The 23,281-nt window shown below is 70.8% G+C and carries 24 protein-coding genes, 3 tRNA genes and 1 pseudogene; 18 read left to right on the top strand and 10 right to left on the bottom strand.

The window, feature by feature from the left end; all coding sequences use genetic code 11:
* Positions 1-2: 2 nt before the first annotated feature.
* Positions 3-944, top strand: a complete 942-nt coding sequence (locus ACWDN5_RS14730; RefSeq protein ID WP_449676678.1) for a glutamate ABC transporter substrate-binding protein — start codon at positions 3-5, stop codon at positions 942-944.
* A 117-nt stretch (positions 945-1,061) separates the two neighbouring features.
* Positions 1,062-3,884 carry a tetratricopeptide repeat protein gene (locus ACWDN5_RS14735; RefSeq protein ID WP_449676679.1) on the top strand — a complete coding sequence of 941 codons (2,823 nt, stop codon included), beginning with the start codon at positions 1,062-1,064 and terminating at the stop codon, positions 3,882-3,884.
* A gap of 12 nt (positions 3,885-3,896) precedes the next feature.
* On the opposite strand, the gene ACWDN5_RS14740 is transcribed toward ACWDN5_RS14735, so the two are convergent.
* Positions 3,897-4,490, bottom strand: coding sequence for a PaaI family thioesterase (locus ACWDN5_RS14740; RefSeq protein ID WP_449676656.1), 594 nt, complete (start codon positions 4,488-4,490; stop codon positions 3,897-3,899).
* 225 nt (positions 4,491-4,715) lie between these two features.
* Between ACWDN5_RS14740 and ACWDN5_RS14745 the strand changes: the two genes are divergently transcribed.
* Positions 4,716-6,050, top strand: a complete 1,335-nt coding sequence (locus tag ACWDN5_RS14745) for an MFS transporter (protein WP_310968493.1) — start codon at positions 4,716-4,718, stop codon at positions 6,048-6,050.
* A gap of 64 nt (positions 6,051-6,114) precedes the next feature.
* On the opposite strand, the gene ACWDN5_RS14750 is transcribed toward ACWDN5_RS14745, so the two are convergent.
* The 5 genes from ACWDN5_RS14750 to ACWDN5_RS14770 all read right to left on the bottom strand — a co-directional run bounded on the left by ACWDN5_RS14750 (position 6,115) and on the right by ACWDN5_RS14770 (position 9,107).
* Positions 6,115-6,369 carry a hypothetical protein gene (locus ACWDN5_RS14750; RefSeq protein WP_310968015.1) on the bottom strand — a complete coding sequence of 85 codons (255 nt, stop codon included), beginning with the start codon at positions 6,367-6,369 and terminating at the stop codon, positions 6,115-6,117.
* 2 nt (positions 6,370-6,371) lie between these two features.
* Positions 6,372-6,845 (bottom strand): hypothetical protein, encoded by a 474-nt coding sequence (locus tag ACWDN5_RS14755; RefSeq protein WP_310968014.1) that lies wholly within the window; start codon positions 6,843-6,845, stop codon positions 6,372-6,374.
* Positions 6,846-6,850: 5 nt separating this feature from the next.
* Positions 6,851-7,405, bottom strand: coding sequence for a SigE family RNA polymerase sigma factor (locus tag ACWDN5_RS14760; RefSeq protein WP_310968013.1), 555 nt, complete (start codon positions 7,403-7,405; stop codon positions 6,851-6,853).
* A gap of 4 nt (positions 7,406-7,409) precedes the next feature.
* Entirely contained in the window at positions 7,410-7,715 is a 306-nt protein-coding gene (locus ACWDN5_RS14765) for a hypothetical protein (RefSeq protein WP_449676657.1), read from the bottom strand.
* Between the two features lie 180 nt (positions 7,716-7,895).
* Positions 7,896-9,107 (bottom strand): L,D-transpeptidase, encoded by a 1,212-nt coding sequence (locus tag ACWDN5_RS14770; protein ID WP_310968011.1) that lies wholly within the window; start codon positions 9,105-9,107, stop codon positions 7,896-7,898.
* Positions 9,108-9,563: 456 nt separating this feature from the next.
* Here ACWDN5_RS14770 and ACWDN5_RS14775 point away from each other — a divergent pair, with 456 nt between their 5' ends.
* Positions 9,564-9,767 (top strand): cold-shock protein, encoded by a 204-nt coding sequence (locus tag ACWDN5_RS14775; protein ID WP_003097368.1) that lies wholly within the window; start codon positions 9,564-9,566, stop codon positions 9,765-9,767.
* Between the two features lie 104 nt (positions 9,768-9,871).
* Here the strand turns inward: ACWDN5_RS14775 and ACWDN5_RS14780 are convergent, their stop codons facing one another.
* The gene (locus tag ACWDN5_RS14780) at positions 9,872-10,312 is read right to left on the bottom strand and encodes a hypothetical protein (RefSeq protein WP_310968010.1); all 441 of its coding nucleotides are present in this window, start codon (positions 10,310-10,312) and stop codon (positions 9,872-9,874) included.
* 775 nt (positions 10,313-11,087) lie between these two features.
* Between ACWDN5_RS14780 and ACWDN5_RS14785 the strand changes: the two genes are divergently transcribed.
* The 9 genes and pseudogenes from ACWDN5_RS14785 to ACWDN5_RS14825 all read left to right on the top strand — a co-directional run bounded on the left by ACWDN5_RS14785 (position 11,088) and on the right by ACWDN5_RS14825 (position 14,444).
* Entirely contained in the window at positions 11,088-11,342 is a 255-nt protein-coding gene (locus tag ACWDN5_RS14785; protein WP_310968009.1) for a hypothetical protein, read from the top strand.
* Positions 11,343-11,491: 149 nt separating this feature from the next.
* Positions 11,492-12,268 carry an SCO6745 family protein gene (locus tag ACWDN5_RS14790; protein WP_449676658.1) on the top strand — a complete coding sequence of 259 codons (777 nt, stop codon included), beginning with the start codon at positions 11,492-11,494 and terminating at the stop codon, positions 12,266-12,268.
* 117 nt (positions 12,269-12,385) lie between these two features.
* Positions 12,386-12,458, top strand: a tRNA-Glu gene (locus ACWDN5_RS14795).
* 21 nt (positions 12,459-12,479) lie between these two features.
* Positions 12,480-12,553: transfer RNA gene (locus ACWDN5_RS14800), tRNA-Asp, on the top strand.
* Positions 12,554-12,584: 31 nt separating this feature from the next.
* Positions 12,585-12,658, top strand: a tRNA-Phe gene (locus ACWDN5_RS14805).
* A 174-nt stretch (positions 12,659-12,832) separates the two neighbouring features.
* Positions 12,833-12,913 (top strand): annotated as a pseudogene (locus tag ACWDN5_RS14810) (SAM-dependent methyltransferase); the annotation flags it as partial.
* A 50-nt stretch (positions 12,914-12,963) separates the two neighbouring features.
* Positions 12,964-13,131 carry a hypothetical protein gene (locus ACWDN5_RS14815; RefSeq protein WP_449676682.1) on the top strand — a complete coding sequence of 56 codons (168 nt, stop codon included), beginning with the start codon at positions 12,964-12,966 and terminating at the stop codon, positions 13,129-13,131.
* 148 nt (positions 13,132-13,279) lie between these two features.
* Positions 13,280-13,630, top strand: a complete 351-nt coding sequence (locus ACWDN5_RS14820; protein ID WP_449676659.1) for a YciI family protein — start codon at positions 13,280-13,282, stop codon at positions 13,628-13,630.
* 22 nt (positions 13,631-13,652) lie between these two features.
* Positions 13,653-14,444 (top strand): arylamine N-acetyltransferase family protein, encoded by a 792-nt coding sequence (locus ACWDN5_RS14825; protein WP_449676660.1) that lies wholly within the window; start codon positions 13,653-13,655, stop codon positions 14,442-14,444.
* On the opposite strand, the gene ACWDN5_RS14830 is transcribed toward ACWDN5_RS14825, so the two are convergent.
* Both ACWDN5_RS14830 and ACWDN5_RS14835 read right to left on the bottom strand, forming a co-directional pair.
* The gene (locus ACWDN5_RS14830; protein WP_449676661.1) at positions 14,438-16,759 is read right to left on the bottom strand and encodes a sensor domain-containing protein; all 2,322 of its coding nucleotides are present in this window, start codon (positions 16,757-16,759) and stop codon (positions 14,438-14,440) included. The two genes, ACWDN5_RS14825 and ACWDN5_RS14830, sit on opposite strands and share 7 nt — an antisense overlap.
* A 65-nt stretch (positions 16,760-16,824) precedes the next feature.
* Complete coding sequence (locus ACWDN5_RS14835; protein WP_310968004.1) at positions 16,825-17,544, bottom strand: rhomboid-like protein; 720 nt, start codon at positions 17,542-17,544, stop codon at positions 16,825-16,827.
* Positions 17,545-17,713: 169 nt separating this feature from the next.
* Between ACWDN5_RS14835 and ACWDN5_RS14840 the strand changes: the two genes are divergently transcribed.
* Entirely contained in the window at positions 17,714-18,253 is a 540-nt protein-coding gene (locus ACWDN5_RS14840) for a hypothetical protein (RefSeq protein WP_449676662.1), read from the top strand.
* Between the two features lie 75 nt (positions 18,254-18,328).
* On the opposite strand, the gene ACWDN5_RS14845 is transcribed toward ACWDN5_RS14840, so the two are convergent.
* Positions 18,329-19,651, bottom strand: a complete 1,323-nt coding sequence (locus ACWDN5_RS14845) for a nucleobase:cation symporter-2 family protein (RefSeq protein WP_310968002.1) — start codon at positions 19,649-19,651, stop codon at positions 18,329-18,331.
* Positions 19,652-19,733: 82 nt separating this feature from the next.
* Between ACWDN5_RS14845 and ACWDN5_RS14850 the strand changes: the two genes are divergently transcribed.
* Genes ACWDN5_RS14850 through ACWDN5_RS14865 form a run of 4 tightly spaced genes read left to right on the top strand, consistent with a single transcriptional unit; the run spans position 19,734 to position 23,263 of the window.
* Positions 19,734-20,873: a 5-methyltetrahydropteroyltriglutamate--homocysteine S-methyltransferase gene (locus tag ACWDN5_RS14850; RefSeq protein ID WP_310968001.1), complete on the top strand. Its 1,140-nt coding sequence runs from the start codon at positions 19,734-19,736 to the stop codon at positions 20,871-20,873.
* The gene (locus ACWDN5_RS14855) at positions 20,873-21,205 is read left to right on the top strand and encodes an NIPSNAP family protein (protein ID WP_310968000.1); all 333 of its coding nucleotides are present in this window, start codon (positions 20,873-20,875) and stop codon (positions 21,203-21,205) included. The genes ACWDN5_RS14850 and ACWDN5_RS14855 overlap by 1 nt, the downstream gene beginning before the upstream one ends.
* A complete protein-coding gene (locus ACWDN5_RS14860) occupies positions 21,202-21,984 on the top strand; it encodes an IclR family transcriptional regulator (protein ID WP_310967999.1) in 783 nt (260 codons plus the stop codon). The genes ACWDN5_RS14855 and ACWDN5_RS14860 overlap by 4 nt, the downstream gene beginning before the upstream one ends.
* 58 nt (positions 21,985-22,042) lie before the next feature.
* Positions 22,043-23,263: an NAD(P)/FAD-dependent oxidoreductase gene (locus ACWDN5_RS14865; RefSeq protein WP_449676663.1), complete on the top strand. Its 1,221-nt coding sequence runs from the start codon at positions 22,043-22,045 to the stop codon at positions 23,261-23,263.
* Positions 23,264-23,281 lie beyond the last annotated feature (18 nt).

A 23,281-nucleotide genomic window follows, 5' to 3' on the forward strand; every position in this document is an offset into this window, starting at 1 on the left:
GCGTGCTGGCGGTCGTCGCGCTGCTGGCGGCGTCCTGCGGCAGCCCCAGGAAACCGGTCGACCCGGCGCCGGTCGGCAACGCGGCCTGGCCGCAGCCCGCGCACGTCGGCGGCCCGGACGCGACGGCGGGCGGGACCTCCGACACGAGCTGCAACCCGCTGGCCAGCCTGTCGCCGACCAGCACGACCGTCCCCGACAACTCGACGATGTCCGACATCCGCAAGCGCGGCAAGCTGATCGCCGGCGTCGACCAGACGACCTACCTGTTCGGCTTCCGCAACCCCACCTCGGGCAACCTCGAGGGCTTCGACATCGACATGGTCAACGCGGTCGCGAAGGCGATCTTCGGCTCGGCCGACGGCCACGTCCAGTTCCGCGCGATCCCGTCGTCGCAGCGCGAAGAGGTCCTGAAGAAGCACCAGGTCGACATCGTGGTCCGGACCTACAGCATCACCTGCGCGCGCAAGAAGGACGTCGAGTTCTCCTCCGTGTACTACGTGGCGGGCCAGAAGATCCTGGTCACCAAGGAGTCGAAGGCGCAGAAGCTGGCGGACCTGAGCGGCAAGCGGGTGTGCGCGACCAAGAAGTCGACGTCGCTGGCGAAGATCGCGACGGACCCGGCCAAGCCGGTGCCGGTCTCGGTGGACAATTGGTCGGACTGCCTGGTGATGCTCCAGCAGGGCCAGGTCGAGGCGGTGTCGACCGACGACACCATCCTCGCCGGGATGGCCGCGCAGGACTCGACGCTCGAGGTCCGCGGCGAGCGGCTGACCCAGGAGAACTACGGCATCGGCGTGCCGAAGGACCACGAGGACATGGTCCGCTACGTCAACGCGGTGCTCGACCAGATCCGCGGCAACGGCGTGTGGCAGGACAGCTACCGCCGCTGGGTGGAAGCCCGGCTCGGCCCGGCTTCGCCGCCGTCGCCCCAGTACCAGCAGTGAAGGTAACTCAGCGCGACTAGGATCGATCTCCGCACGTCGCAGGGGATCCGGGAGGTAGCAGTGTCGGAGGAGCCGCGCCGTCCTCGGCACGCCGCGCCGGACGACGAGCCGCAGCAGGTGGCCACGCCGAGCTGGCAGCCGCCGCCACCGGTGCGGTGGGAGACGCCGGAACCGTCGATCTCGGGCCGCCTCGACGACGGCGAACCGGCCGGGCAGGTACCCGGGCGCCGCCCGCCGACGCCGCCGCGCGGGCAGCCCCGCCCGCCGATCCCGGGGGCGGAAGATCCGACCCGCCCGCCGGGCAGCATCGCCCCGGTCGCGCCGCCGACGCCGGCCCAGCGGCCGGACGCCGGTGCGCCGCAGCCGCCGAACGTGCCGGTGGCGCCGAACGTGCCGGTGGCGCCCTCGGCGCAGGCCGTGCGCCCGAACTCCGACGCGCCGCAGCCGACGCAGGCCGTGCGCCCGAATCCCGATGCGCCGCAGCCGACGCAGGCCGTGCGCCCGAATCCCGACGCGCCGCAGCCGACGCAGGCGGTACGCCCGAATTTCGATGCGCCGCAGCCGCCGGTCGTCCCGTCGGCGCAGGCCGTGCGCCCGGACCCCGACGCGCCGCAGCCGACGAGCGTTCTCGCCGCGCCGGCTCCGGAGACGCAGAGCATCATGCCGCCGGTGCCGCGGCCGGACACCGGTCCCGGGGCGCCGCTGCCCGACCCGGGCACCGAAAGCGTCCTGCCCGAGCGCACCAGCGAAGGCCGGCACACCGGCACCGGCACGGGAACGGGCACCGGAACGGGCACCGGCAGCGGCTCCGGTTCCGGCTCTGGCGCGTTCCCCGGCACTTCGCGGCGGACGTCGTCGCGGACGTCGCGGTCCCGCCGCGGCCGTCTCGGCGCCGGGCTGGTCGAGGTTCCGCCGGTTCCCGCGCGCGATCCCGCGTCCGCGGTGCTGACGAACCCCGTGGTGTCGGAGGAAAAGCGGTTCTGCGGCAGCTGCAACGCGAAGGTCGGCCGCGGCAAGGACGGCAAACCCGGTTCGCCGGAAGGGAAGTGCGAGAACTGCGGCGCGCCGTTCTCCTTCCTCCCGAAGCTGCAGCCGCACGAGCTCGTCGGCGGCCAGTACGAGGTCCTCGGCGCGATCGCCTACGGCGGTCTCGGCTGGATCTACCTGGCACAGGACCACAACGTCAGCGACCGCTGGGTCGTCCTCAAAGGACTGATCGACACCGGCGACGCGACGGCGATGGCGGCCGCGGCCAACGAGCAGCGGTTCCTCGCCGAGGTCGAGCACCCGAACATCGTCAAGATCCACAACTTCGTGCAGCACCCGGACGCCCACAGCGGGACGACCACCGGCTACATCGTGATGGAGTACGTCGGCGGCCAGTCGCTGCGGCAGCTCGCGCTGGCGCACCACCGGGAAAGCCGCCGTCCGGAGCCGCTGCCGATCGGCCAGGTCATCGCCTACGGGCTGGAGATCCTGCCCGCGCTCGGCTACCTGCACAGCCAGGGCCTGCTCTACTGCGACCTCAAGCCGGACAACGTCATCCAGACCAACGAGCAGCTCAAGCTGATCGACCTCGGCGCGGTCCGCCGCACCGACGACTACGAGAGCCCGCTGTTCTTCACCACCGGCTACAGCGCACCGGAACTGCCGACGCAGGGCGCGTCGGTGGCGTCGGACCTGTTCACCGTCGGGCGCACGCTCGCCGTGCTCAGCTTCGAATTCACCGGCTACACCAGCAAGTTCAAGACCACCCTGCCCGGCCCGGACGCCGTCCCGCTGTTCGCGCTGTTCGGTTCGTACTACCGGTTCCTGCGGCGGGCGACGCACGCCGACCCGGACCGGCGGTTCCTCTCCGCCGAGGAGATGTCCGACCAGCTCACCGGGGTGCTGCGCGAGATCATGGCGCTCGGCACCGGCAAGCCGCGGCCCGGCGTGTCCACGGTGTTCGGCCCGGAGAGCCGCACGTTCGGCGTGCAGCTGGTGGTGCCCGAAACCGGCGCCAGCGTGCCGCTGCCCGGCGCGGACGAGGTCGTCGCGGGGCTGCCGATCCCGCAGGTGGACACGGACGACCCGGCGGCGGGCGTGCTCGCCACCACGACCGCGCTCGACCCGCGGGCCGCCATCGAGGCGCTGGCCGGCGCGCCGCGGGAGTCGATCGAGGTGCGGCTGCGGATCGTGCGCGCCCGGATCGAGCTGGGCGAGTTCGCGGAGGCCCAGCGGCAGCTGCAGGCCGCGCAGTACCTGGCCATCAAGAACGGCTTCCCGCACGACTGGCGGATCGACTGGTACCGCGGCCTGATCGAGCTCGCGGGCGGTCGTTCGCGGGTTGCGCACGTCGCGTTCGAAGCGGTGTACGACGACCTGCCGGGCGAGATCGCCCCGAAGCTCGCCCTGGGCATCAGCGCCGAAGGCGTCGGCGACTACTTCGCCGCCGCGCGGTTCTACGAGCTGGTCTGGCGCACCGACCGCACCTACGTCAGCGCCGCCTTCGGCCTCGCCCGCGTGTACCTGGCGCAGGGCGCGCGGGCGAGCGCGGTCGAGGTGCTCGAGACCGTGCCGCCGTCGTCGACCCACTACGTCGACGCGCAGGTGGCGGCCATCAAGATCAAGACGACCGCGACCAAGGCCAACGGCCGCGAAACCCCGGTCACCGAGCACGACCTGCTCGACGCGTCGGCCCGGCTCGAGCGGCTCCGCCTGGACGCCGAACGCCGGACGCAGCTGTCCGCCGGCGTGCTCGAAGCCGCGCACGAATGGCTCAAGCAGGGCCAGCCGACGCCGGGCGCGCGGGTGCTGGGTTGCCAGCTCGAGGAACGCGAGCTGCGGTTCGGCCTCGAACGGTGCTACCGGGCGCTGGCGCGGCTGGCGGGCACGGTCGACGAGCGCATCCAGCTGGTCGACCGGGCCAACGCGATCCGCCCCCGCACCCTCACCTGAGGCCGGCCGGGATCAGGGGTTGATCTCCCAGTCGCGGGCGTCGCGCTGCCGCTGGTTCTTCTCGTGCTGCGCGGCCAGCTTCTCCAGCGCCTGCGAGTCACCGTGGGTGCTGAAGTGCTCGAAGCCGACGACGACGAACAACGCCCGCGCGCTGACCGCGATCGGGCCGTCCTCGGCGTCGAGGCGGCCGTCCGCGCTGACGTAGATCTTGCGGCCCGCGATGCCGTCCAGCCGGGTCTCGATGAACAGCGTCGAACCGACCGGCACCGGCCGCCGGAAGTCCGTCTCGAGCTTGCCGGTCACCGCCGGGCGGCGCATCAGGTTGCCGACCGTCGAGCCGAGCGCCTCGTCGAACGCGCAGGCCAGCAGCCCGCCGTGGGCCAGCCCCGGCGCGCCCTGGTGGGCCTTGGTGACGGTGAACCGCGAGTGCACGACCTGGCCCTCGCCGACGGTCGAACGCAGGTGCAGCCCGGCGTCGGCCTCGTCGCCGCACCCGAAGCACTCCGGGAAGTGCACGCCGAGCTCGGTGCCCGGTTCCGGTGCCTTCGGGTGCACGACCGCGGGCTCCACCGCCACCGGCGGCCAGGGTTGAGAAACACGACTCATGCGCTGACGTTAACCGGCGGGTAACCGCCCCTCGCGCGCGACCCGGCCGCCTACCTCTCTCAGTAGTCGGAAAGTTCCCCACCGTAGACAATTTCCGGCTCAGGCTGCCGAGGTGGGAGAGCCGGTCAAGACTGGGCTGATGAGCTCGAACGGCCCAATGGGCACTGCACGGGAGGAGTCGTCGCCGGCATGAGCGAACCAGCAGCAACGACGGGCAAACCGTCGGTGGACGAGAGAACCGTCAAGCGCGCCGTGTGGGCGTCGGCCATGGGCAACGCCACCGAGTGGTACGACTACGGCGTCTTCACCTCGGGCGCGATCGCGGTGAGCATCGGCACCCAGTTCTTCCCCGGCGAGGGGAACGCCGTGCTGAAGTCGCTGGCGCTGCTCGCCGTCGGGTTCATCGTGCGGCCGTTCGGCGGGGCGTTCTTCGGGCCGCTCGGCGACAAGCTCGGCCGCAAGCGGGTCCTCGCCATCACGATCCTGCTGATGTCCGGCTGCACGTTCCTGGTCGGTGTCCTGCCGACGTACGCCGGCAGCTACAGCATGGGCATCGCGGCGCCGATCGCGATCCTGCTGCTGCGGATCATCCAGGGCTTCTCGACCGGCGGCGAGTACGGCGGAGCGGCGACGTTCATCGCCGAATACTCTCCGACGAAGCGCCGCGGCTTCTTCGGCAGCTTCCTCGAACTCGGCACACTGGCCGGCTACGTGCTCGGCAACCTCGTGGTGCTCTCGGTGACGCTGTCGCTGTCGGCCGACCAGGTCGACGCGTGGGGCTGGCGGATCCCGTTCTTCGTCGCGCTGCCGCTCGGCCTCATCGGGCTCTACCTGCGGAACAAGCTCGAGGACACCCCCGAGTTCCGCCGGATGGAAGCCGCGGGCGAGGCGCCGAAGAAGGCGCCGCTCAAGGAGATCTTCGTCCGCAACTGGCGGATGATCCTCAACCTGATCGGCATCGTCCTGCTGCTGAACGTCGCGGACTACCTGCTGCTGACGACGATGCCGACGTACTTCACCGACACGCTGAAGATCAACGACAACACCTCGACGCTGATCATCATCGCGGTCGAAGTCATCCAGATGGCGATCATCATCCCGCTCGGCGCGCTGTCCGACCGGATCGGCCGGAAACCGCTGCTGCTCACCGCGGCCATCGGGTTCCTGGTGCTGAGCTGGCCCTGCCTGAAGCTCATGCAGTCCGGCAGCATCCTGTGGCTGTTCGTCGGGTTCCTGATCGTGGCGATCCTGCTGGTGTTCATGCTCGCGGTGATCGGTTCGACGTTCCCGGCGATGTTCCCGACGCGGGTCCGCTACGGCTCGTTCGCGATCGGCTACAACGTCTCGACGTCGCTGTTCGGCGGGACCTGCGGGGTCATCGTGACGGCGCTGATCAAGAGCACCGGCAACGAGGACTGGCCGGCGTACTACCTGATGGCGGCGGCCCTGATCGCGATCCTCCCGATCATCAAGATCCCGGAGACGTCGCAGGTGCCGATGGACGAGATCGACACCGAGGACAGCGGCGGCAAGCTGGCCTCCGCGGCCGCTCAGCGCTGAGCGGCCGCCGGACAGCCGTGTGCCCCGCCCGGATCACCGGGCGGGGCACACGTGCGCCGGAGGGTCAGTTCGCGTCGTGGCGAGGAGTGAAGCGCTTGCGGGACCAGGCGGCGAGCGCCCCCGCGACCACGACGGCAATTCCGGTTTCGACGATCAGTGCGGCGAGCACCATGTGCTTCCTCCTCGGGTTCTCGGGCCGGCGCGGGGCGTCCGGCTGAGCAGGTTGTCCGGCGTCCGATCGGAACGCCACCGGACATATCGCCACCAACCCACCGGATATTTCGCCGGAAACCCACGAAAACGCGGTGATCTGCGCCACGGCTAGCGCGTGGTCGCCGCCGTCGGGGCCGCCGGCCGGGTCGCGCTCGGGGTCGAGGAAGGCGTGGGCACCCGTCCCGTGCGGGACGTCTCCCGCGGGCCCGCGGACGGCGCCTGGGGAACCGATGTCCGCGACGAGCGGGACCGGGTCTGGCCCGGCTCGGCCGTCGGCGACTCCGGCGCGATCGACGTCGCCGGCACCTCGGCCGACGTCGGGGGAGTGGTGCCGACCGTGGACAACCCGGGGCCGGCGGGCTGCACCGGCTCCGGTGGTCCCACGCGGTGACCGGCCAGGAAACCGGCCACCGCGAGGACGACCGCCGTCGCGGCCGAAGTGCCCACGACGGCGAAGCGCTTGCGCCGTCGCCGGACCCGGCCGCCGCGCTCGATCACGTCGGCGGCTTCGAGGCGCATCGGCGGCTGCGGGCCGCCGGCCGCGCCGGTCAGGATCGCGCGGACGTCGTCTTCGGGGTCCATGTTCGTCACCTCCCCTCCGTGGGTGCGCTGAAGGTCAACGCACCGTAGTGCGGGCCGAGCCGCTTGCGCAGCGTGGCCAGGCCACGGGAGGCCTGGCTCTTCACCGTGCCGGTGCTGCAGCCGAGCGCCTTCGCCGTCTCCTCGACGCTCAGGTCCTCGAAGTACCGCAGCACCAGCACGGCGCGTTGCTTGGGGGCCAGTACGGCCAGAGCCTGCCGGACCAGTTCGTCCTGGGGGCTCGCGGCGGGCTCCGCCGGGAGTTCCGGCGGAGCGTCGGTGAGCCGCTCCCGTTTCCACCTGCTGCGCCGGTGCTCGGCGAGGAACGTGCGCAGGACGATCTTGCGCGCGTAGGCGTCCAGCGTGTCGTGCCGCGACAGCCTCGGCCAGGCGAGGTAGAGCTTGAGCAGCGCGGCCTGCGTGAGGTCTTCGGCCTGGTGCCAGTCCCCGCAGAGCAGGAAGGCGGTCGATCGCAGGCTGTGCGCGCGCTCGCCGAAGTACCGGGCGAACTCGCCGTCCCACGGCGAGCCCGGCCCGGTCGACGGACGGGAGCGGGAGATCACCTGGTTACCGGGTCTCCCAAACGGCCGGCAGGTGCAGGTCACCGGTGGGGCCGGCCGGGACGGCGCGGGGGACGCGCGGAGCCTGTCCGGTGCGGGCCGGCCGGGACGTCTCGCGCGGGGCGGGAACGGCGCTCGGCGCCTGGGGGCGGGTCCGGGTGGGCTCCGGGGCGGGGGCCACGGTCGGCTCGCTCGGCCGGGTCGTCTGGGTCGGGGCCGGCGCCTGCGCCTCCGAAGCCAGCGCGATGCCACCGGTCAGGGCGCCACCGGCGAGCACGAGCGCGCCGAGGGTCAGGGCGATGCGGATACGCAAGACAGCTCCTCATTCTCGCGGGCGCGGCTGGGATCGCTGCGCCTCTGCCCTTAGTCATGCGGCGGGTGATCACCGGGGTTGCATCGGGTTTCGGGGAGTTCTCGGGATTCTCCGGGGGAAAACGCGAACGGCCGGGAAGCCCGCAGGGGACTTCCCGGCCGCCCGGTGTTCGGCGTTGGCTCAGCGGGCGAGCGCCGACAGCTTCTGCCAGCTCGCCCAGTCGTAGGTCCAGTCGCTGTAGTCGCCGTCCTTCGCGCTCAGCGTCTGCGTGCTGCCGGTGATCTCGACCGGGTCGCCGGTGAGAGCGCCGTCGAAGTACTCCTTGGCCCGCGCCGGCGAGAGGTTCAGGCAGCCGTGGGAGATGTTCTTCTTGCCCTGGGCCCAGACCGACGCCGCGAGACCGTGGATGAACTCGCCGTTGTTGGAGATCCGGACCGCCCACGGCACGTTGACGTCCGTGTAGTTGTACCGGGGGTTGCTCATCGAGTAGGTCGCGTGCTTCGACATGACGACGTGCACGCCGCTGTGCGTCACGCGGCCCGGGTCGGAGTCGAGGCCGTAGCTCACCGGGTAGTCGGCGATCTGCTGGCCGTCGCGGATCACCTGCATCGTGTGCTGCGTGGTGTTGCCCTTGACGATCTGCGACCGCCCGATGGCGAAGCTGGCCGAGACGTCCTGCTTGCCGTACACGCCGTCACCGATCTTGACGCCGTAGATCTTGGCGTTGACCTTCACCTGCGTGTTGGGCTTGAAGTACTCCTTCGGCCGCCAGTGCACCGAAGCGTCGCCGGGCATCCAGGCCCACGAGCCCTCGGTCTTCGGCGTGGTCTCGACCGACAGCGCCTTCTCGACGGAGGCCTTGTCGGTGACGCGGCTCGGGAAGTTCAGCGCGATCGGCATCGCGATGCCGTACGTCTGGCCGTCACCGACGTTCAGGCTGGCCGCCATCTGCCGCTTCGGCTTGACCGTGGTGAACGCGCCGGCGATGGGGACGTTCTTGCCGTCGGCACCCTGCACCTGGCCGGTCCACGTGTACGTCTTGCCGTAGCCGAGCTGCTCGGTGGTGTTCCAGGTCTTCTTGTCCGGCGATGTCTGGCCCTGGACCTGCTTGCCGTCCGGGTTGGTCAGCGTGACGGACATGATCGTGCCGTCGGTGACCTGGACGCCGACCGGTTCGCCGGGCGCGACGTCCTGGGCGCCGCCCGCCGGCGTCACCGTCAGCTTGGCCGGTTGCGCGGTGGGGGCGGGCGAGCTGGTCGGGCCCCCGCCCGACGAACCGCTCGCCGAGACCGTCGGCTCGCTGCTGCACGCCCCCAGCGTGAGCACGGCGACCAAGCCCAGTGCCACGGCAGCGCCCCGGCGCCGCGTGGAGATCCTCACCGTCACACCCATTCCCCTTTGCCCCATTTGGTGCTTCCCCCTTCGAGACGCCCCGTGGACCAGGTACGTTGAGCAACCTTGGCGTGACTAACGTCACAATGGCCGGGAGGGGCTTTCACGGAGGGGGCACGGCCGACTCCGAGCCGTATCCGGTGATCACGGTGTCGCTGTGCTGCGCCAGACTAGCCGGTGGGTACGACAGAACCGGGCGGGAGCCCTACGACGTTCCGGTGACCTTGGTGCGCAGAGCCGGTTTTCGCCTCGATCACGGGGTTCAACTTTGGCCAGATCCCGGTAGTCTGCTCTCAGGCCGTCGTTTTGCGTGTTCGTGGCTTCACACTCGCGGAACTTCTGACGCGAGCCATGGAGCCGACCCGCTCTTGACTCGTCTCGTTGGAACCGCCCGGGACGGTCGGGGTGCCGCTTCGGTGGCATTCGAAGCGGATCTGTGTAACGAGGAGTACAGCGGTGGCGCAAGGCACTGTGAAGTGGTTCAACGCGGAGAAGGGCTTCGGCTTCATCGCGCAGGACGGCGGCGAAGGCGACGTGTTCGTTCACTACTCGGAGATCGAGGGCCGCGGTTTCCGCACCCTCGAGGAGAACCAGCGAGTGGAGTTCGAGGTCGGCCAGGGCCAGAAGGGTCCGCAGGCCCAGAAGGTCCGCGCGATCTGAAACTGAGGCTGAACAAGCCTCGCAGGCCCGTTGCGCGTTTCAAGGCCTGAGTGAAGGGCCCCCGGCTTCCGCCGGGGGCCCTTTCTCGTGTGTCCAGTCGCGCGTCAGCGGCGCGCGACGGCCGGCGCGTCGAAGGCGTCGGCGGGGAAGTGGAACTCGTCGGTGAGGTCGCTGACCTCGCCGACGGCCTGCTGCCGCTGGTCGTGCAGGGAGGACGCCTGGCCCTCCCAGTTGAGCCGTTCCAGGATCCACTCCTGGGCCAGCGCCTGCGGCGAGATCTGCCGCTCGGCGGCGATGTCCTTGAGCTGCTGGTTGGCGACGAGGCTCATCCGCAGCTGGATGACCTGGGCTTCTCCGAACCGCTTGCCGGATCCGGTGCTCTCGAGGTCGTTGTCGGGGGCCAGCGCCGCCAGGTAGGACGTGAGCTCAGTGTCCTCGACAACACCGTCGTCCACGGGCTTCGCGGCACCACGATGACGCCCGGAAGACGCGGCGGCTTTCAGGTTCGTGCGGCTGCTCAAGCGGCCAAGGGAGGGAAGAGGCACGAGGGCCACGATAACGTTTGGATCTCGCCACACAAACCACTGTGAGCTACAACACGCCACAAACATTCCCCATTCAGCCCAACCCCCACCCATTCAGCCCAACCCCCAACAACAAAGAGCAACCCCCAAATAACCCACCGAGTCGATCACCCAAAAACCCCAGCGGACGGCGCCACGACGACCGAAGACGTCGCGGACTCAGCGCACTCGCCAACGCATGGCAAGGGGGCACCAGAGGCGGGGCACCAGCAAGCGAAGCGCCAGCTTCGCGAAGCAACAAAGGCCGGACTCACCACCCGACTCGGCCAGACTCGCCAGGGCGCGCAGCGCCCGAGGCGAAAACGCAACCACGCTGGGTCGGCAACAGGCCGCACCGTGGGGGGTCCGGGGGGCTCGGCCCCCCGGGTCAGCACGCCGAAATGCTTGGGGTGGCGCAGGGCGAAGCCCGAGCACCCCCAAGAAATGGAGGACCCCCGCGCCAGGGGGAGGAACGCGGGGGTCGGAGGGGATCTCCACAGGCGCTGACCGGGGGTGTGTCAGCACTTCGATTGTTGCACGAGTTGGGTGGTTGGGCGAGTGGAGAGCGGGAAATTTCCCGGTGTGGTGTCACTTTGGGCGGGGGTGACGTTCGTTCGGGTGGGGTTCTGCGCGGGCTGTGCCGATTGCGCTGCGTTGAGCGGAGCGTGGCCTCAGGTTCACTCTCCGGGGGGCTGTGTGTGGTGGCCGCTGCTGGTTAGCCTCGCGGCCAAGTTGTTGTGAGCCGTGTGGAGGGGCTATGAGCGGGTCTGTTGAAGTGCGGCAGTTCCTCCTTCGGTACGAAGGTGCCGATGGGGGGAGTGCGCCGTTTGCCGGTGCGTTGCCGGCGCAGCGGAGTGGGGCGGCGGATGCGCAGCGGGTGTCGGATGATCAGGTCCGGCGGGCTCGGCTGGCGGTGGCGCATGGTGCGTTGGGGGTCGAGGACTGTGTCGAGTTGCTGGAGATGCTGGGGTTGAACCTGGATGAGGACGGGCAGGCGCCGGTTCAGCGTTGAGCGGGTGGGTCCGGCGTGGTGCGCCGGGCCCGTCCGGTGATATTTCCGCTGGTTGTGCCGCTTTCCGGGGAGTAATTGCCGGGTTGTCGTGTGCTGTTTGACGCAGGTTTCGTAACAGTGTTACGGTTGCTGCGTCGAAAGGGGTGGACATGACGACGGTCGAAGGCGCGGCGGGTCTGGCGAACCGGATCAGGCCGGTGGTGCAGGTGCTGGGCGGCAAGTTCATGACGTCGCCGGAGCTGGCCGCGGTCGAGGCGGAGGTCGGGCTGCCGCCGCGTTCGCTGTACGTGCGGGGGCGGTCGGCGGTGCTCGGGGACGTCCCGCCGAAGGTGGCCGCGGAGCTGTTCGGCATCTTCCCGCACTGGCTGTTCGAGTACGTTCTTCCGTCGGCGACGGCCGCCCTCGACGCGCCCGTCGCGGTCCGTGCCTACGCCGAGTCATCGGCCCGGTGGTCGCGTGTCAGCCTTTCGGCCGTACCGGAGCCCGGCCGCTTGGCGGAGCTGCTGTTCCGGGTCGTGGACGCGGCGGACGCGAGCGGGCTCGCGCTTTTCGCAGGATGGAAGAACGCCGAGCGTCCGACGGGCGACGTCGAGCGCCTCGGCTTCGCGCTGATGGTCTTCCGCGAACTGCGCGGCGGCCTCCACTTCGCGGCCCTGCGGGCACTGGGCCTGTCGGTCCCGGAGGCGGTGATCGCGGACCCGGAGGGCGGCCGCGCGCGTCTCCTGCGCACGGCGTGGTCCGAGGACGCGGCCGACGAGCTGGTGGCGTCGGCGGAGCGCAAGCCGGACCTGCGCGACCGCCGGCAGCGAGCCGAAGCGCTCACCGACGACCGGATCGGCGAACTGCTGGCGTCGGCGCTGCCGGAGCCGGAGCTGGCCGAGTTCGATCGCCGCCTGGCGGAGCTGGCGGCGTTTGCGCAGGTCTGAGCTTTGCCGAGGGCTTAAGGAACCCCCGGTGCAAAGCGGTGGCGGCGTGCCCTATGCTTGTAATCGCTCCCAGGGGAACCTGAGAGCGCGGTCGGTCGGTCACCCGAAACCGGCCGGGCTCCCATCGTTCAGCGGCCTAGGACTCCGCCCTTTCAAGGCGGCAACGCGGGTTCGAATCCCGTTGGGAGTACGCAGTACAGTAGTGAAGCAAGGCCCTGTGGCGCAGTTGGTTAGCGCGTCGCCCTGTCACGGCGAAGGTCGCGGGTTCGAGTCCCGTCAGGGTCGCAAGATCGTTCGGCTCCTCGCCGGCGTTCCCGGCCAGGTAGCTCAGTTGGTACGAGCGTCCGCCTGAAAAGCGGAAGGTCGCCGGTTCGACCCCGGCCCTGGCCACCCTTTAAGAAGCCGTCTTGACTCCGGTCAAGGCGGCTTTCTTGTGTGCTCGGCAGGATGTGCCCGGTGACGAACATCTGGGACGCCGAAGCCGCGACGTTCGACGAGCAGCCCGACCACGGGCTGCAAGATCCCCACGTCCGGGCCGCCTGGTCGGATCTCCTGCTGCCGCTCATGCCGCCCGCTCCTTCCGCCGTCGTGGATGTCGGGTGTGGCACCGGAAGCCTCGCCCTCCTGCTCGTCCAGGCCGGTCATGCCGTGTGTGGCGTCGATCTCTCCACGCGGATGCTCGCTGCGGCCGGCTGGTGCTCGTCGAAGGCCGGTGGTCGACCGGGGCCGGGATCACCGCGGGGGAGTGCCAGAAGCTGGTGCTGGCGCACCGCGAGGACGCGACGGTGACCCGGCTCGACGACCCCGCCCTGTGGGGTGGGCCGATCGAAGACGAAAGGTACGTGCTCGTCAGCCGCAGGTGAACCGTGTACTGCTGGAAACGGCGGACAGGGCGCGCTAGGCCGAACGAGTGAACCCCGAACACCCGTGTCCGGACCGGAGAGCCGGCCACGACCAACCGGCGAAAGGCAGCCCACCCGGGGCCGCCGCCCACACGCCGGGAGCCGAGCCATGCGTTACCTCCTCACCCTCCACATGAACCCGACCCTCTGGGGCACCCTCACCGACGACCAGAAGAACGCCGTCTACGAAGGCCACGGGGACTTCATCAAGCTCGTCACCGAGACCGGCGAAATGGTCGAGACCAAGGCACTCGCCGAACCCGCCACCACCAAGACCGTCCAGGTCAAGGACGGCGTGGCGCAGACCAAGACCGGCGGCTACGTCGAGTCCGAGGCCTTCCTCTGCGGCTACTACGTCGTCGACGTCGAAAGCGAAGACCGGGCCGTCGAGCTGGCCGAGAAGATCCCGGATGCCCGGTACACCGCCGTCGAGGTTCGGCAGGTCGTCCACGAAGGATGACGAACGGGTCCACCATGGACCCATGACCACCGAAGGGGAATGGGGCATCGGCGCCGTCGACCTCGACGCCTACCTCGCGCGCGTCGGGCAGTCTCGGCAGGCGCCGTCCGCGGCCGCGCTCAGCGAACTCATGCGGGCCCACGTCGACACCATCCCGTTCGAGAACGTCGACGTCGTTCTCGGGCAGCACCAAGGGATTTCGCTCGACGTCGTGAGCGCGAAACTCGTCGGGCGGCGGCGGGGCGGCTACTGCTACGAACAGAGTGGCCTCTTCGCCGCCGTCCTCGAACAGCTCGGCTACACCGTGCACCGGCTTTCCGCGCGCGTCCAACCGCGGCGGCCCGGGCCCTACACGCACATGACCCTCGTCGTCGACGTCGACGGCGAGCAGTTCCTCGCCGACGTCGGGTTCGGGGCCGGGATCCTCGCGCCCATGCCGCTCGCCGACGGCCACGAGGTCGACCAAGCCGGGTGGCCGCACCGCATCCGGCGCAACGGCGAGTGGTGGACGCTGCAGAAGGGCGACGAGGACATCCTCGAATTCCGCCTCAACGAGATGCACCCCATCGACTACGAGGTCTACCACCACTACACGTCCACGCACCCGAAGTCGCCGTTCACCGGGCGGCTGGTCGTCATGCGGATCGAGCCCGGCCTCAGCCGCAAGCTGCTCGGCCGCGAACTCACCGTCGCAAACCCCGATGGCCACAGCGAAACCACCACCGTCACGCCCGACGAACTCGACACGACCCTCAAAGACCTGGGCATCGAACTGACGGCGGACGAACTGGAGCGGCTGAAGCGGGTCTACTGACCGAACAGCTCGGCCGCCGGCACCGGGCGGCCGAGGTGGTAGCCCTGCGCCTGGTCGCAGCCGAGCGCGCGGAGCAGCTCCACCTGCTCCGCCGACTCGACGCCCTCGGCGATCACCGTCAGGTCCACGGCGTGGGCCATCGCGATGATGCTCGTGACGATCGCCTCCGCGTCCCGGGACTCGGCGATCCCCGTGATGAACGAGCGGTCGATCTTCAGCGTGTCCAAGGTCAGCCGGCGCAGCTGGGCGAGCGACGAATAGCCCGTGCCGAAGTCGTCGATTGCCAGCAGAACGCCCAGGGATCGCAGGGCCGCCAGCACTTCGCTGGCCGCTTCCTGATCGCGCATCAACGCGCTTTCGGTGACCTCCAGGCACAACGCGCCCGCCGGCAGCCCGGTGGCCGCCAGCGCGTCCTGGACCGCCGGCACCAGGTGCGGGTCGTCGAGCTGACGGGTCGACAAATTGACCTTCAGCGTCAGGTCCAGACCCTGGTGCGCGCGTCGCGAAGCGAGTTCGCGGGTCGTCGCGCGCAGCATCTCCTTGCCGATCACGTTGATCAGGTCGCTCTCCTCCGCGAGCGGGATGAACTCCGCCGGCGAAATCGGCCCCTGCCGGGGATGCGTCCACCGCAGCAGCGCCTCCACCGCGACCATCCGGCCGGTCCGCAGGTCGACGACCGGCTGGTAGGCGGGCCACAGCTGCCCGTCGTGGACCGCGTCGCGCAGATCCTGCTCCATCCGCAGCCGCCGCTGCATCCGCTCGCGCAGGCCGGCGTCGAAGAAGTGGTGGCGCCCGCGGCCGAGCGCTTTCGCCTGGTACATCGCGATGTCCGCGTCGCGCAGCAGGTCTTCCGCGCTGCGGCGGTCGTCGCGGCCGACGAGCACGACGCCGATGCTCGCGTCGAGGTGCAGCTGCCGGCCGAGGACGCCGAGCGGCTCGGCCAGCGCGGCCCGCAGGTGCTCGGCCAGCGCCCGGACCTCGCCCGGATCGGTGACTTCGGCGGTGACGACGACGAACTCGTCGCCGCCCAGCCGGCCGACCAGGTCGTCGCGGCCGGAGCTGCGGCGCAGGCGTTCCCCGACGATCCGCAGCACCTGGTCGCCCACCGAGTGCCCGAGCGAGTCGTTGATGACCTTGAACTTGTCCAGGTCGAGGAACAGCACGGTGACCGCGCCGCGCTCGCGGACGTCGAGCCGGCCGAGCACCAGGGTCCGGTTCGCCAGCCGGGTCAGCGGGTCGTGGGTGGCGTCGTGCGCGAGCTGCGCGCTGATCGCGCGGGTCTCGGTGATGTCGGTGAACGACGTGACCACGGCCATCGCCGCCGGGTCGTCCGGGGCGAGCAGCCGCGAGGTCAGCGACACCCAGACGTCGCGGCCGTCCGGCCGGCGCAGGCGCACCACCAGGCCGTTGTGCGTGACGCCGGTCCGCCGCGTCTGCACCGACGGCATCTCGTCCGGCGGGATCCACCGCCCGGACTCGGTGAACAGCGTCAAGGTGTGGCACGGGACGCCGAGCAGGTCGGCCTCGGCGACGCCGAGGATCCGGCAGGCCGCCGGGTTCGCCGCTTCGATCAGCCCGCCCGGGCCCATCACCAGCACGCCTTCGTCGAGGGAGGCGACCACCGTGCGGTAGTTCTGCTCGGCCCGCCGCCGCGCGGTTTCGTCGGCGCAGACGAGCACGTACCCGTCGTTCATTTCAGCTGCCGAGACGCGGACGGCCAGGGGAGCCCCGTCCCGTCGCCGGTGCACCGCCTCCGCGACACCGCCGCCGCGCCGGATTTCCGGCAGGTCGAGCGGCGCGCCGACGAGCTCGCTCGCCCGCCGCCCGACGGCCTCCGCCGCGGTCCAGCCGTACACCGCCTCGGCGGCCGGGTTCCAGCTGGTCACGACGCCTTCGCCGGTGGTCGCGATCAGCGCGTCGCTGACGTGCGAGACCAGCGCGGCCTGGTAGCGGAGGGCGTCGGCGGCCGCCTTCTTCGCCGTGATGTCACGCATGACGACCTGGTAGGCGCCTTCGCCGAGGCGCACCACCACCGTTTCGACGGCGAACTTGCTGCCGTCCAGCCGGGACATCAGCGCTTCGACGGGCTCGCTCGCCTGCCCCGGCTCGGTGAGCCGGGCGAGCTTGCCGAGCACCGCGGCCCGCGCGTCCTCGGCGACGAAATCGGTGAACCGGCGGCCGATGACCTCGTCGGCGGATCGCGCGGCGAGTGCTTCGAGGGCCGCGCGGTTGGCGTAGGTGAGCACGCCGTGCTCGTGGACGCAGATCGCGTCCGGACTCAGCTCCACCAGTTCGGCGAGCGAGTCGGCCTGCATGTGCGTCCGTCCCCCGTGAAGTCGGCGTGTGGCCCGTCGATTACACCACCGACTCCGGCCGCTGCCTACCCAGCGGAATCCGGGCTCGGCCTGGGGATGCGCGCCCGCAGCCACGGCCCGCACACCAGCAGCCCGAAGTGCGCGGCGAACGCGTGGCCGAGCAGCGTGACGATCGAGTCGAGGCCCACCGGGTCGTCGCTCAGCCAGATCGCCGCGATGAACGCCTCCACCGCGGCCAGCGCGAGCAGGCGCGCCCGCCCGCGCAGCAGGTACACCAGCGCGCCGGCCGTGGTGAAGAAGCCGTAGCTGACCCCGATGTCGAGCCAGTGCCCGGCCGAGCTCGGCAGCACGCGCGCGCTGATCAGGGCCATCACCGGCAGCTCGGTGACGAGCGTGGCCACGACGTGGCCGGAGAAGAACACCAGCGCCGTACGCCGCGCGCCGAACCGGCGTTCCAGCGGCGCGACGGCGACCGCGAAGATCAGGACATACGGCAGCCAGCTTTCGCCGGGCAGCCAGAACGCGCTGCTCAGCAGCGAGGTCAGCGGCCGCCGCCAGAGGTTGTGGGCGTCGGTGCTGGACAGCCGGAGCAGCCGGTCGGTCAGCGCCGGGTCGGCGAACTCGAGCAGCAGCGTCGTGCCCAGCAGGACGACCAGGTAGCCGAAGGTGAACGGCGTCGTCTTCGGGTTGGGGACGTACCGGAGCAACGCCCACGGGCTGCGGCGCGCGACGGCGATCGAGGGGACCGGCGCTTTCAGCAGCATGGACCGAGCTTCGGTGGTCATGCTGGGAGTATCACGAGCGTCAGCTTAGAAAACGCTGTGGATGTCACTCACCGTCGAAACTCGCATTACGTGACGAATTTTTGCCGGTGCTTCACCCGTTCGGGGGGCTTTTACGGTAAGAATACGGCCACGATGTCGGCCGAAAGGCCTCTCGGGAAGGTCTGTCGGGGTGAACGACGAGGTATCGGTCGCCGAGCTGCTCGTGCGCGAGGGCTGGGGCGACGGTCCGGGACCAGGCCAGTCACGCTGGCGGGTGGTCGCGGTGATGCTCGCCGTCATCGTGGGCTGCGGTGCGGCCGCGGCGCTGGTCGCCTTCGGCGGCAAGGAACGCCAGGACGCTTCCCCGGTCGACCAGATCCAGGTCATCCCGTTCCCGCAGCGCACCACCGGGCTGGGCGGCGCCGACCAGGCCACGGACTCGCCGCCGGACGGCGGGATCGGCGGCGGCACCGGCGGCGACGTCGTCACGGCGTCGAACGAGCACCGCGGCACCGTCACCGAGGTCCCGGGCCGCAACCCGGCCACCGAAACCGGCAGCACCGGGACCGCGGCGCCGACCGCCACGCCGTCCGGCGCCGGCCCCACGACCTCCGGCACCGCGACGACGACACCGCCGGGCGTCCCGCCGTCGACCGGCGGTCACCCGTCGGCCCCGAGCACACCTCCGCCACCGCCGCGGACGTCGTGCTTCTTGATCATCTGCTGGTGATCGGGCCACCAGCTCCGCGACGTCACCGAGACCGGACACCGGCTCGCTGCGCGGCGACCTGCTGGACCGGGTTGCTCAGCTTGCTTCGAGCGCGGCTCGCCTGCCGAGGTGGTTGAACAGCAGGTTCAGCACGAACGCGAGCACCGCCGCCAGGGTGATCGAGCTGCCGCAGATCGTCTGCAGCCAGGCCGGGAAGTGCTTGAAGAAGTCCGGCACGAACGCCGGCAGCAGGCCGGCGCCGAGGGCCACCGCGACGATGAACGTGTTGTGGTTGCCGGAAAACTCGACCGTGCGGAGGTTCTGGGCGCCGACCGCGGCGACCATCGCGAACATCACGACCGCGACCCCGCCGACGACCGGTTCCGGGATGGCCGCGATGAACGCGCCGACCTTCGGCACCAGGCCCATCAGCACCAGGATCCCGCCGGTCACCGCGACCACCCAGCGGCTGCGCACGCCGGTCATCCGCACCAGGCCGACGTTCTGCGCGAACGCCGTGTCGGGGAAGGAGTTCATCACCCCGCCGAGCACGGCCGACACGCCGTCGGTGGCCAGGCCCCGCGCGAGGTCGGCGTCGGTCGGCGGGCGCCCGGTGATCTCGCCGACGGCGATCATGTCGGCCGTCGACTCGGTGAACGTCACCAGCATGACCACGCACATCGAGAGGATCGCCGCGACCGGGAACGTCGGCGCGCCGAAGTGGAACGGCGCCGCGAGCCCGAACCAGCCGGCCGCGCGCAGGCCGTCCCAGTGCACCAGCCCCATCGGGATCGCGACGACCAGCCCGATGGCCAGCGCGAGCAGCGGCCCGATCTGGTTGGCGAACCCGCGCAGCACGCGGGTGAACAGCACGAGCAGCGCGAGCACGCCGAACGCCAGCCCGATGTGCGACGGCGCCGCGTAGTCCGCCGACGTGCTGTCGTGGCCGGCGATCATCGCCGCGCCCGGGCCGAGCAGCGAAACACCGATGACCAGCAGCAGCGTGCCGGTGACCAGCGGCGGGAAGAACCGGATCAGCTTCGCGAACGGCCGCGCGATGAGCAGCCCGAACACGCCGGAGGCGAGCATCGCGCCGTAGACCGCGGGCAGGCCGTACTGGGACGCGATCAGGATCATCGGGTTGACGACGGTGAACGTCGCGCCCGCCACCACCGGCAGCCGGATGCCGAGCAGCTTGCCGATGCCGACCGCCTGGATGAGCGTCGCGATGCCGGCGACCAGCAGGTCGGCGTTGACCAGCAGCCCGATCGTCGCCGGGTCGAGCTTGAGCGCGCTGCCGACGATCAGCGGCACCGCGACCGAACCGGCGTACATGATCGACATGTGCTGGAGGCCGAGGAGGGCGAGCCGCCCGGCGGGCAGGCCCCGGTCGACCGGGTGGACCGCGGATTCCGTCATGAGCGGACGGTAGCAAGTCCCGGGCGTGACGATCATGGTTCGGGGGGCGGCGCAACGGCCGGGAATGTGTGACCATCGGTGCATGACTTCGGGTGGCATTTCCCAGGTGGGCCCGCCGTTTCGCGCCGATCACGTGGGGAGCCTGCTGCGGCCCCCGGTGCTGCGCGACGCGCGAAGGCGGCACGAAAGCGGTGAGATCGGCGCGGAGCAGCTCCGCGCGGTCGAGGACGACGCGATCCGCGACGTGATCAAGATGCAGCGGGCGGCCGGGCTGAGTTCGGCCACCGACGGCGAGTTCCGGCGCGGCTCGTGGCACATGGACTTCATCTACGCGCTCGGCGGCATCTCCAAGAGCGACCAGCGGCTGCACGTCAAGTTCCACAACCTGGCGGGCGACCTCGAGTTCAGCCCGCCGGGGCTGCAGGTCGACGGCAAGGTGCGGCTCGACGAGCCGATCTTCGCCGACCACTTCCGGTTCCTCCAGTCCCATGTGGACCCGGGCGTGACGCCGAAACTGACCATCCCGTCGCCGAGCATGGTCTACTACCGCGGCGGCCGGGCCGCGGTCAGCGAGAGCGTCTACCCGGACCTCGAGGAGTTCTTCGCCGACCTCAGCGCGGCCTACCGGCAGCAGGTCACCGCGGTGCACGGCCTCGGCTGCCGGTACCTGCAGCTCGACGACACGAGCCTCGCCTACCTGAACGATCCGGCGCAGCGGGAGCTGGTCGCGCGGATGGGCGGCGACCCGGACACCCAGCACCTGCGCAACATCGCGACGATGAACGCGGCGCTCGAAGGGCGTCCCGAAGACCTCACCGTGACGACCCACCTGTGCCGCGGCAACTTCCGCTCGTCGTGGGCGGCCGAGGGCAGCTACGAGTTCGTCGCCGAAGCGCTGTTCGGCGAGCTGGCCGTCGACGGCTTCTTCCTGGAGTACGACGACGAACGCTCCGGGGGCTTCGAGCCGCTGCGGTTCGTGCCGAAGGACAAGAAGGTGGTGCTCGGCCTGGTCACCACCAAGCGGCCGGAGCTGGAGGACCCGGACGTCCTGGTGCGGCGGATCGAGGAAGCGTCCCGGTACGTCGACGTCGACCGCCTCTGCCTGTCCCCGCAGTGCGGTTTCTCCTCGACGGAGGAGGGCAACGACCTGACCGCGGACGACCAGCTGCGCAAACTCGAGCTGATCGTCGCGACGGCCGACCGCGTCTGGGGCGGCCACTGATGATCACCTGCGTCGTCGACTACGTCATCGATCCCGCGAAGCTGCCCGACTTCGAGCGGTTCGCCGCCGCGTGGATGCGGCTGGTGCAGCGGGAAGGCGGCATCCACCACGGGTACTTCCTGCCGTCGGAGGGCGCGAGCGACGAAGCCCGGGCGTTGTTCAGCTTCGAGAGTCTGGCGGCGTACGAGCGTTATCGCGGGCTGTTCGGCGTGGACCCCGAGTTCATCGAAGCCGACAAGATCCGCGACGAGAGCGGGTGCGTGGTCCGGTACCGGCGTACGTTCATGCGCCCGCTGCTGCCGGACGACGAACCGGACGACGAAGAAGTGTGAGGCACAGCGCGCAGCGGCCGCCGTCGGTGGTGGATCGGGTCCTGGACCTCTTGGGCGCCTTCACCGCCGAACGGCCGCGGCTGACGCTGTCCGAACTCAGCCGCCGCGCCGGGTTGCCGCTGTCCACCACGCACCGGCTCGCCGGTGAGCTCACCCGGCGCGGTGCCCTCCTGCGCGACGAAACCGGCGCCTACCGCGTCGGGCTGTGGCTGTGGGAGGTCGCCTCCCTCGCCCCGCACGGCGCGGAGCTGCGGGAGAGCGCGATGCCGTTCCTGGAGGACCTTTACGAAGCCACGCACCAGAACGTCCAGCTCGCCGTGCTCGACGGGCCCGAGGTCGTCTACGTCGAACGGATCTCCGGACGCGGTGCCGTCAACGTCTTGACCCGCGTCGGCGGACGGCTGCCCGCGCACGCCACCGGTGTCGGCCAGGTCCTGCTCGCGTACGCCTCCGCCGAAACACAGGAAGCAGTCCTGGCCGGCCCGCTCAAGACGTTCACCCCCAAGACGATCGGCTCGCCCGCGCAGCTGCGGCGGGTCCTGGCCGGCGTCCGGCGCGACGGCTACGCCATCAGCGACGGCCAGATCGAGCTCATCGCCCTGTCGGTGGCCGCCCCGGTCCGGGACGCCACCGACGAGGTCGTCGCGGCGATCTCCGTGGTCGTCCCGGCCGAGGGGACCGATCCGCGGACGCTCGTCCCGGCGGTGCGGGCCGCCGCGCGGGGGATCTCGCGGGTGCTCGGCGCGCCGCGGCCGGGCGGGGAACCACGCCTCGACTGACCGGGGCCCGGTGTGGTCGGATGAGATCGAGGGCTACCGGATGGGGTGAGGAGAAAGAATGACCACCGTGCTCGTCGTCGGTGCTGGTCAGAGCGGGTTCCAGGCCGTGGCTTCGCTGCGGGACCGGGGCTTCGCCGGCCGGGTCGTGCTGGTCGGGGACGAGCCGGGCGTGCCGTACCAGCGGCCGCCGCTGTCGAAGGCCTACCTCGCCGGGACCGCCGGGCTCGAACAGCTGCACCTGCGCGGCGAGGACTTCTTCGCCGAGAAGGACATCGAGCTGGTTTCCGGCCGGGTCGCCGAAATCGACCGCGCGGCGGCGAAGGTCCGGCTCGAAGACGGCCGCGAGCTCGGCTACGACTTCCTGGTCCTGGCCACCGGCGCCCGCAACCGGACGCTGCCGGTGCCCGGCGCGGACCTGCCGGGTGTGCTGACCCTGCGCACCCGTGACGACGCCGACCGGCTCCGGGCGTCCCTCGAACAAGCCGAACACGTCGTGGTGGCCGGCGGCGGGTTCATCGGCCTGGAGTTCGCCTCGCACGCCGGCCGCCCGGTGACGATCGTCGAGCTGCAGGACCGGCTGCTCAACCGCGTCGCGACGCCGGAAATCTCCGCCTACTTCGCCGACCTGCACCGCACCGCCGGGCACACGGTGCTGCTCGGCCAGGGGGTCGCGGCCCTGCGCGGCGACTCGCGGGTGCGGGAAGTCGAGCTGACCGACGGCACCCGGCTGCCCGCCGACCTGGTCGTCGTCGCCGTCGGGGTGGTCCCCGACACCGCGCTCGCCGAGGCCGCCGGGCTGCCGGTGCGCAACGGCGTCGTCGTCGACGCGCACCTGCGGACGGCGGACGAGAAGATCTTCGCCATCGGCGACTGCGCCAACTTCCCGTGCGTCCAGGCCGGCGCCGAAACCCGCCTGGAGTCCGTGCAGAACGCCGTCGACCAGGCCCGCTGCGTGGCGGCGGCGATCACCGGCACCGAAGAGCCCTACGCCAGCCTGCCGTGGTTCTGGACCGACCAGGCGGGCGCCAAGCTGCAGATCGCCGGCATCCTCGCGGGCGCCGACCGGACGGTGGTCGCGGGCGACCCGGCCGGGGGCAAGTTCTCCGTGCTGTCCTTCCGCGACGACGTCCTGATCGCCGTCGAGTCGGTGAACAAGCCTGCCGACCACATCGCGGCCCGCCGCCTGTTCACGGCCGAGCCGAAGCCCGCGTACGCCGACCTGGAGCTGAGCGAGTTCGACTTGAAGGCCCACGTGAAGGCGGCGTCAACGCGCGGTTGACGCAAGAAGATCGTCAAC

It is taken from the genome of Amycolatopsis sp. NPDC003731 (genome assembly GCF_053586895.1).